7 protein-coding genes and 1 tRNA gene are annotated in these 6,924 nt (G+C 76.2%); 4 read left to right on the top strand and 4 right to left on the bottom strand.

Going from position 1 to position 6,924, the window contains the following annotated elements; translation table 11 throughout:
• The first annotated feature begins 115 nt into the window (after window positions 1–115).
• Window positions 116–1,468 (top strand): hypothetical protein, encoded by a 1,353-nt coding sequence (locus PYV61_RS18485; protein ID WP_275834341.1) that lies wholly within the window; start codon window positions 116–118, stop codon window positions 1,466–1,468.
• Between the two features lie 87 nt (window positions 1,469–1,555).
• Here the strand turns inward: PYV61_RS18485 and PYV61_RS18480 are convergent, their stop codons facing one another.
• Complete coding sequence (locus PYV61_RS18480; RefSeq protein ID WP_275834339.1) at window positions 1,556–2,053, bottom strand: hypothetical protein; 498 nt, start codon at window positions 2,051–2,053, stop codon at window positions 1,556–1,558.
• 5 nt (window positions 2,054–2,058) lie between these two features.
• Window positions 2,059–3,318, bottom strand: coding sequence for a cation:proton antiporter (locus tag PYV61_RS18475; RefSeq protein WP_275834337.1), 1,260 nt, complete (start codon window positions 3,316–3,318; stop codon window positions 2,059–2,061).
• A gap of 102 nt (window positions 3,319–3,420) precedes the next feature.
• Here PYV61_RS18475 and PYV61_RS18470 point away from each other — a divergent pair.
• Window positions 3,421–3,493 (top strand) — tRNA-Ala (locus PYV61_RS18470).
• A 73-nt stretch (window positions 3,494–3,566) separates the two neighbouring features.
• On the opposite strand, the gene PYV61_RS18465 is transcribed toward PYV61_RS18470, so the two are convergent.
• A complete protein-coding gene (locus PYV61_RS18465) occupies window positions 3,567–3,776 on the bottom strand; it encodes a hypothetical protein (protein ID WP_275834335.1) in 210 nt (69 codons plus the stop codon).
• A 273-nt stretch (window positions 3,777–4,049) separates the two neighbouring features.
• Between PYV61_RS18465 and PYV61_RS18460 the strand changes: the two genes are divergently transcribed.
• Window positions 4,050–5,114 (top strand): hypothetical protein, encoded by a 1,065-nt coding sequence (locus PYV61_RS18460; protein ID WP_275834333.1) that lies wholly within the window; start codon window positions 4,050–4,052, stop codon window positions 5,112–5,114.
• Between the two features lie 28 nt (window positions 5,115–5,142).
• On the opposite strand, the gene PYV61_RS18455 is transcribed toward PYV61_RS18460, so the two are convergent.
• Window positions 5,143–5,751, bottom strand: coding sequence for an RNA polymerase sigma-70 factor (locus tag PYV61_RS18455; RefSeq protein WP_275834331.1), 609 nt, complete (start codon window positions 5,749–5,751; stop codon window positions 5,143–5,145).
• A gap of 82 nt (window positions 5,752–5,833) precedes the next feature.
• Between PYV61_RS18455 and PYV61_RS18450 the strand changes: the two genes are divergently transcribed.
• Window positions 5,834–6,916, top strand: coding sequence for a FecR domain-containing protein (locus PYV61_RS18450; RefSeq protein WP_275834329.1), 1,083 nt, complete (start codon window positions 5,834–5,836; stop codon window positions 6,914–6,916).
• Window positions 6,917–6,924 lie beyond the last annotated feature (8 nt).

The following is a 6,924-nucleotide window of genomic DNA, read 5'->3' as shown; positions in this document are numbered from 1 at the left end:
CCGGCGAGACCGCCGCGCCCGCGGGCCAGCCCGCCGAGTCGGGCGCCGCCGCCACGCCGGCCGCCGCGCCGACCGCCCCCCAGCCGACGACGCCCCAGCCGAAGGGGGACCGCCTGTGAGCCTGCACGCCGTGCACGTCCCGACGCGCGAGGAGCTGATTCGCGCGACGGCCAACAAGCCCGTCTCCCGCACCGTCAAGCTGGGCGCCCTCGCCCTCGCGGCGCTGGGCCTCGTCACCTTCGTGGTCGGGGCGCTCGGCGCCGCCGACACACCGACGGGGGCCAACCGGGCCTGGATGGCCCTGATGTACAACTGGCTCTACTTCACGATCATCTCCTCGGCCGGCGTCGCCTTCGCGGCGGTGCAGCGCCTCACAACGGCGCGCTGGTCGCGCCCGGTGGTGCGCATCATCGAGGGGTACGTGGCGTGGCTGCCGGTCGCGTTCGTGATCCTCGTCGTCATCCTCTTCGCCAGCGGCGACAACCTGTTCCAGTGGACGCGCGAGTCGCTCCACACGCCGCAGAAGGAGACGTACCTCGACCCGACCTTCTTCAAGCTGCGCGGCGTGGTGCTGTTCGGCCTGATGACGGCGTTCTACACCTGGTTCGTCTACCGGTCGGTGCGCCTCGACGTCGGCGTCACCCCCGAGGAGACGACGGGCTCGGGGTGGGCGAAGAACATGCGCGCCAAGATGCGCGCCGGGTTCGGCGAGGAGCGGCGCGAGCTGCACAGCACGCACTCGATCCTCGGCAAGATCGCGGTCGTGGTCTGCCTCATGTTCGGCTGGTTCTGGCCGATCATGATCTGGGACTACTCGATGACGTTCTCGCTCCACTTCCAGCAGACGATGTACGGCTGGCAGGTGTTCATGGGCGGGTTCCTCGTCATGATCATGTCGTTCGCGGTGCTGATGCGCGTCTGGCGCAACCACCTCGGCGTGTACGACGTGATCACCGAGTCGCACTTCCACGACATCGGCAAGCTGGCGTTCGCCTTCACCGCCTTCTGGGGCTACCTGACGTTCAGCCAGTTCCTCGTGATCTGGTACGGCAACCTGCCCGAGGAGACGCACTGGCCCCGCCTGCGCCTGCTCGACCCGTGGATCGGGCTGTCGACGGCGGTCGTGATCCTGAGCTTCGTGATCCCGTTCTTCACCCTGCTCTCGAAGGCCGCCAAGCTCTTCACGCCGGTGATGACGGTGGTCGCGGTCTGCTCGGCGCTCGGCATCTGGATCCACCGCTACCTCGAGATCTACCCGTCGGTGTTCGGCGAGGCGTCGACGCTTCCGTTCGGGATCTGGGAGATCGGGGTCGGGCTCGGGATGCTGGGGCTCTGGGTGTTCTGCTACACGAGCTTCATGGACGCCTTCCCGAAGATGCGCGTCTTCATGATGAGCTCGAAGTACCGCGACGAGGTGCAGGTGCCGGTGGATCCGAAGACGATGGAGCCGCTGCCCGCGCACGAGTGAGCTGACGTCGCGCTCCGGCTGACCCTCGGCCCCGTGGCTCTCGAGTCACGGGGCCGAGTCGTGTCCGGGCCCCTCACCGCAGGACGCTCAGCCGGCGGACGAGCGCCTCGAGGAGAACGCCTCCAGCGCCAGCCCGAGCCCCGCGCCGAGCGCCGTCCCGACCAGCAGCCCCGCCGACGCCACCAGCCCGATCCCCAGCGCGGCCTGCGCCAGCGCGTTCATCACGGTCTCGCCGCGCTGCAGCGTCAGCGTCGCCCCGCGGATCGCGAACCACACGCCGGGGAGCGCGCCGAGCACCGCACCGACGCCGGCGCCGACCCGCACCCGCCGCGGCACCTGCGACGGCGCCACCTCGTGCGCCACGTCCGACGCGGCCATCCGCGGATCGACCGGCGCGCCGCGCTCCCCCCACCGCCGGATCGCGCCGCCGAGCCGCGTGCGGCGCGCCAGCGTGTCGGTGAGCGGGATCGCCAGCAGCGACAGGAAGAACCACGCGCTCCGCAGCACGAGGACCGCGAGCGCGAAGAGGACGAAGCCGAGGATCCCGTACGAGATCCAGTCGACGAGGGTGTTGCCTCCCTCCATCGCGGTCAGCCCGCGGCCGGGTCGAGGCGCGGGGCGCGCGCGGCGGCCCGCGCGCGGTGGCGCTCCACCAGCGCGAGCAGCGGGGACGTCATCACCGTCGTGGTGAGGGCCATGAGCACCATCATCGCGTAGAAGGTCGGCGAGATCGCGCCGACGTCGAGGCCGATCGAGAGGATCACGAGCTCCATCAGCCCGCGCGTGTTCATCAGGACTCCGAGCGAGATCGCCTCGTCCCACGGCAGCCCGCCGAGGCGCGCCGCCGCCGCCGACCCGCCGAGCTTCCCGCCGACGGCGACGAGCATGACGAGGGCGAACACCGCCCACAGCGTGCTCCCCTCGATCAGCCCGACCGACGCGCGCAGCCCGGCGTAGGCGAAGAACACCGGCAGGAGCGACGTCGTGACCAGCGCCTCCAACCGGTCGGCGATCGCCGCGGCGGTCCCGCCGTCGCGCGGCACCACGGCGCCGGCGAGGAAGGCGCCGAACAGCGCGTGCGCCCCGGCCCACTCGGTGGCGAGCGCCATCACGAGGCCGAACAGCACCGTCGTCGCGACCAGCTCGACGCCCACCGCGTCGCGGACGAGGAGCCGGCGGAGCAGCGGGCGCACGGCGACGGCCGCGGCGGCGACCAGGATGGTCAGTCCGAGCGTGCGCGCGGCCGCCAGGGCCGCCCCCTCGCCGGCGCCGGCGCGCGCGACGGCGACCACGCCCGCGAGGATCGTCCAGGCGGAGACGTCGTCGACCGCCGCCGCCGCGAGGGCCAGCGCGCCGAGGCGCGTGCCGGTCAGCCGCCGCTCCTCTAGGATGCGCGCCAGCACCGGGAACGCGGTCACGCTCATCGCCGCGCCGACGAACAGCGCGAAGGCGAGCGGCGTGACCTGCGCGCCGGCGAGCGCGCGCGGGAGGGCCGGCGCCAGCGCGAGCCCGAGCGCGAACGGGACGACGATGCTGGCGTGACTGGTCGCGACGGCGGCGCCGGCGCGCTGGCGGAGGAGCGCGTGGTCGAGGCGCAGCCCGATCGCCAGCAGGAACAGCAGCACGCCGAGCTGCGACACCACGGCGAGCGCCTGGAACGACTCGGCGGGGAAGAGCGCGCCCCAGGTCGCGGGGGCGAGGGCGCCGAACAGCGTGGGGCCCAGCGCGAGCCCGGCGACCATCTCGCCGACCACGCGCGGCTGCCCGACGCGGCGCGCCAGCCACCCCGCCAGTCGGGCGGTGGCCAGGACCACGACGAGCTGCAGGAGGAGGCGCTGGAGGTCGAGCATCGGCAGGCCTCCCAATGTAGCGTCGGGCGGCGGGACGCCCCCGGGCGCGGCGGCCGGGCGGTGACGCGCGCCACCCGGGGGCGCGCTATATTCCGCGGCGTCGGGGCGTTAGCTCAGTTGGGAGAGCACCTGCTTTGCAAGCAGGGGGTCATCGGTTCGAGCCCGATACGCTCCATCGTCCGATCCGGCGCCGCGACCGCGGGCCCGGCACGCCGCCGCGCGTCGCCGGGCCCTTCGCGCGTCCGGGCTCAGGAGGGCCAGCGGAGCCGGATGTGCGCGGCACGGCGCACCAGCCGCTCAAACGTCTCGGCGGGCATCCCCGCGCAGTGCGGGCGCAGGTGGGGCGCGATCTCCTCGGCCAGCCGCGCCACCCGCGGGTCGTCCGCGGGCACGGGGCGGGGGATCGTGTCGACGCGCAGCGCGTCGTCGGCGGGCGGGGTGGCTGGGGCGGACCTCATGGGGACGACGGCGGTGGGGCCGGGCGGCGCGCGGCCGCGTTCGGGGCCGGATCCTACGCGCCCGACGGCCGCGGGGAAGCGGGAGGCGGCGACCGCGACGCGACGACGTGCGCCGCGGCGTGACCGGGCGCACACCCCCGCGCTCCGCGCCGGCGATCCGGGCCACGTAGGGTGTCGCCGCGCTCGCGTGTAGTTCCGGCTGACCACGCACGAAGCCGGCGGACCGACGCGCACGGGCGCGCGACCGGGCCCCGGCCCCACCCGGACCACCACATGAAGACCACCACGCGTTCGGCGTTCGCGCTCGTCCTCGGCCTCGCGGCCGTCGGCGCCTGCTCGGAGGCCACCACCGAGGGGGCGGCGACCGCCCTCGAGATCGAGGCGCTGCGCGCGTCGCTGTCGGCCACCCCGGTCGGCTACGGCGACCTGGCCAGCAGCTACGTCGGCGTCACCGCCTCCGCCGTCCCGACGTCGGGCGCGCTGTGGCTCGCCGGCGGGCGCGAGGCGCGCTTCGACGGCGCCGGCCCCGGCGGCGGGATGATGGGCGGCGGGCTCGCCGAGGACTTCGCGGGCGGCATGTCGTTCGGCCGCGGCCGCGGGCACGAGGGGCCGTTCGGCGGCGTGTTCGCGCGCGGCATCGGCTGCGCCGGCGCGGCGTTCGACGCCGCCAGCGGGCGCGTCGCCTGCCCGGCCGAGACGCGCAACGGGCTGACCATCAACCGATCGGCGCAGTACCTGAGCGCCGCCGGCGCGGTGCAGCAGGCCTTCGACACGCTCACCACCAACAGCGTCAACACGCGCTCCACGGTCGCCGGGACGGTGTCGTACGCGCGCGACTCGAGCAACGCCCGCGACGGGCGCGGGCACGGCCCCGGGCTCGGCGGGCGCGGCCCGGGCGCGCGCCTGCTCGGCGACACGGCGACGATCCTCACCGCGACGACGACGGTGCAGAGCAGCAGCGAGCGCACCGTGGCCGGCCTCGCGCAGGGGAGCACGCAGCGCACCGTGAACGGCGCGTCGCGCGGCGTCGAGAGCACCACCGGCACCTCGAGCCGCGGCGCGTTCACCGCGTCGCGCACCGTCGGCGACACCACGCGCGGCGTCGTCGTCCCCGTGCGCGCGGCGAGCGACACCGCCCGCACCTACCCGACGGCGGGCACCGTGGTGCGCGCGATGACGGCCACGCTCACCTTCGCCGGCCAGGCGGCGACGACGGTCGCGCGGCGCGAGGTCGTGACGTACGACGGCACCGCGACGGCCAAGGTGGTCATCACCGAGAACGGCACCACGCGCAACTGCACGCGCGCGCTGCCGCGCGGCCGGCTCGTCTGCTCCTGAGTCGGGGGCGGCAAGGCGGGCGGCGCGCCTAGAGCGCGTCGCCCCCCGGCAGCCACGGGGCGAGGTGCTCGCGCATCGTGCGCAGCGCCCGCCCCATCTGCGCCTCCACGGCCTTCACGGAGACGCCCAGCGTCTGCGCGATGTCCGAGTAGCGGAGGCCGTGGGTGCGACTGAGCTCGAACACCTCGCGGCAGCGCGGCGTCAGCGCGTCGAGCGCGCCGCGCACCGCGGCGTCCATCTCCTGCGACACCACCTCGGCGGGGGCGGTCGCCTCGCGGCTCTCGGGCGTCGCCGCGCGCTCGGCGCCGCGCCGCGCCACCTGGCGGTGCCGCAGGTGGTTCAGCGCCCGGTTGCGCACCGAGCGGAAGAGATAGGCCTGCGGCGTGCCGTCGGCCGCGAGCCCCGTGCGGCGGCGCCACAGCTCGAGCATGACGTCCTGGACCAGCTCCTCGGCCACGGCGCGGTCGCGCACGACGGCGTCGGCGGCGCGCACGAGGGGCGCGTACCACTGCCGGAACACCGCGTCGAACGCCTCGCGCGCGCCCTCCTCGTCCCCGCCCAGTCGGGCCAGCAGCTCGCGGTCGTCCACGGGAAGGGGGCGCGGGTCGGGGGCGGCGGGCGGGCCGCGGGAGCGCAATGTATACTCCGCCTCGCGCCCGCCCCGGAAGCTCCGCGCGACGCGGCCTAGGGTCGCGGCCGCATCCCGTGTTCTCCCCAGCATGAGCGACACGCCCCTCCCCTCCGACGCGCGGGACGCCGACGCGCCTCCCGACTGGGAGGCGCTCGCGCGGTACCTGGCCGGCGAGAGCGCGCCCGACGAGGCGCGGGAGGTCGCGGCGTGGCTGGCGGCGCACCCCGACGACGCCGCGATGCTGCGCGCGCTCGACGTCACCGCGAGCGACGCCGGCGCGCGCGCGGCGGACGCCCCGCCGATCGACGTCGAGGGGGCGCTGCGCCGCGTGCAGGCGCGCCGCGACGCGGCGACCGCCGCCGAGGTGGTCCCGCTCCGTCCGGGAGCGACGCACCGGTCCACGGCCGGCGGGCGCGGGCGTCGGTGGGGGCTGGCCGGGGTGGCCGCGGCCGCCGTCCTGGCGCTTGCGGTCGGTCTCGGCCGGCGGGAGGCGCCCGCGCAGGCCGCCGCGCGCGTCCGCGCCACCGCGGTCGGGCAGCGCGACTCGCTGCAGCTCGCCGACGGCTCGCGCGTCCCGCTCGCGCCGGGCAGCCGCGTCGAGGTCGCGCCCGGCTACGGCGACGGCGCGCGCGAGGTGACGCTGCGGGGGGAGGCGTGGTTCGCGGTCACGCACGACGAGGCGCGGCCGTTCCGCGTGCGCGTCGCGGGCGCGGTCGTCGAGGACCTCGGCACCGAGTTCGCCGTCCGCACCGACGGCGCGGCGGCGCGCGTCGCGGTCGCGGTGTTCGAGGGGGCGGTGTCGCTCGCCGCCGACGGTGCGGACGCCGGCCAGCCTCCCGTCGTGCTGCGCGCGGGGGACCGCGGCGCCGTGGACTCGGCGGGGCGCGTGACTCCCGAGCGCGGCGCCGCGGTCGCCGACGACGCGGGGTGGACGCGCGGCCGGCTCGTCTACCGGGGGACGCCGCTGGCGGTGGTGCAGGCCGACCTGCGGCGGTGGTACGGCGTCGAGCTGCGCCTCGCCGCCTCGGCGCTCGCCGGGCAGCGCCTGACCGCGACGTTCGAGGGCGACCCGGTGGGCCGCGTCCTCGACGTGCTCGCGCTCGCCGTCGGGGGCGAGATCACGCGCGACGGCGCCGTCGCCACGCTGCGGCGCGCGCGCGCGCCGCGGTGACCGCGCGG

The sequence above is a fragment of the Roseisolibacter sp. H3M3-2 genome (genome assembly GCF_029211165.1).
Lineage (GTDB): Bacteria > Gemmatimonadota > Gemmatimonadetes > Gemmatimonadales > Gemmatimonadaceae > Roseisolibacter.
This window is presented reverse-complemented; position numbering and strand designations above follow the sequence as displayed.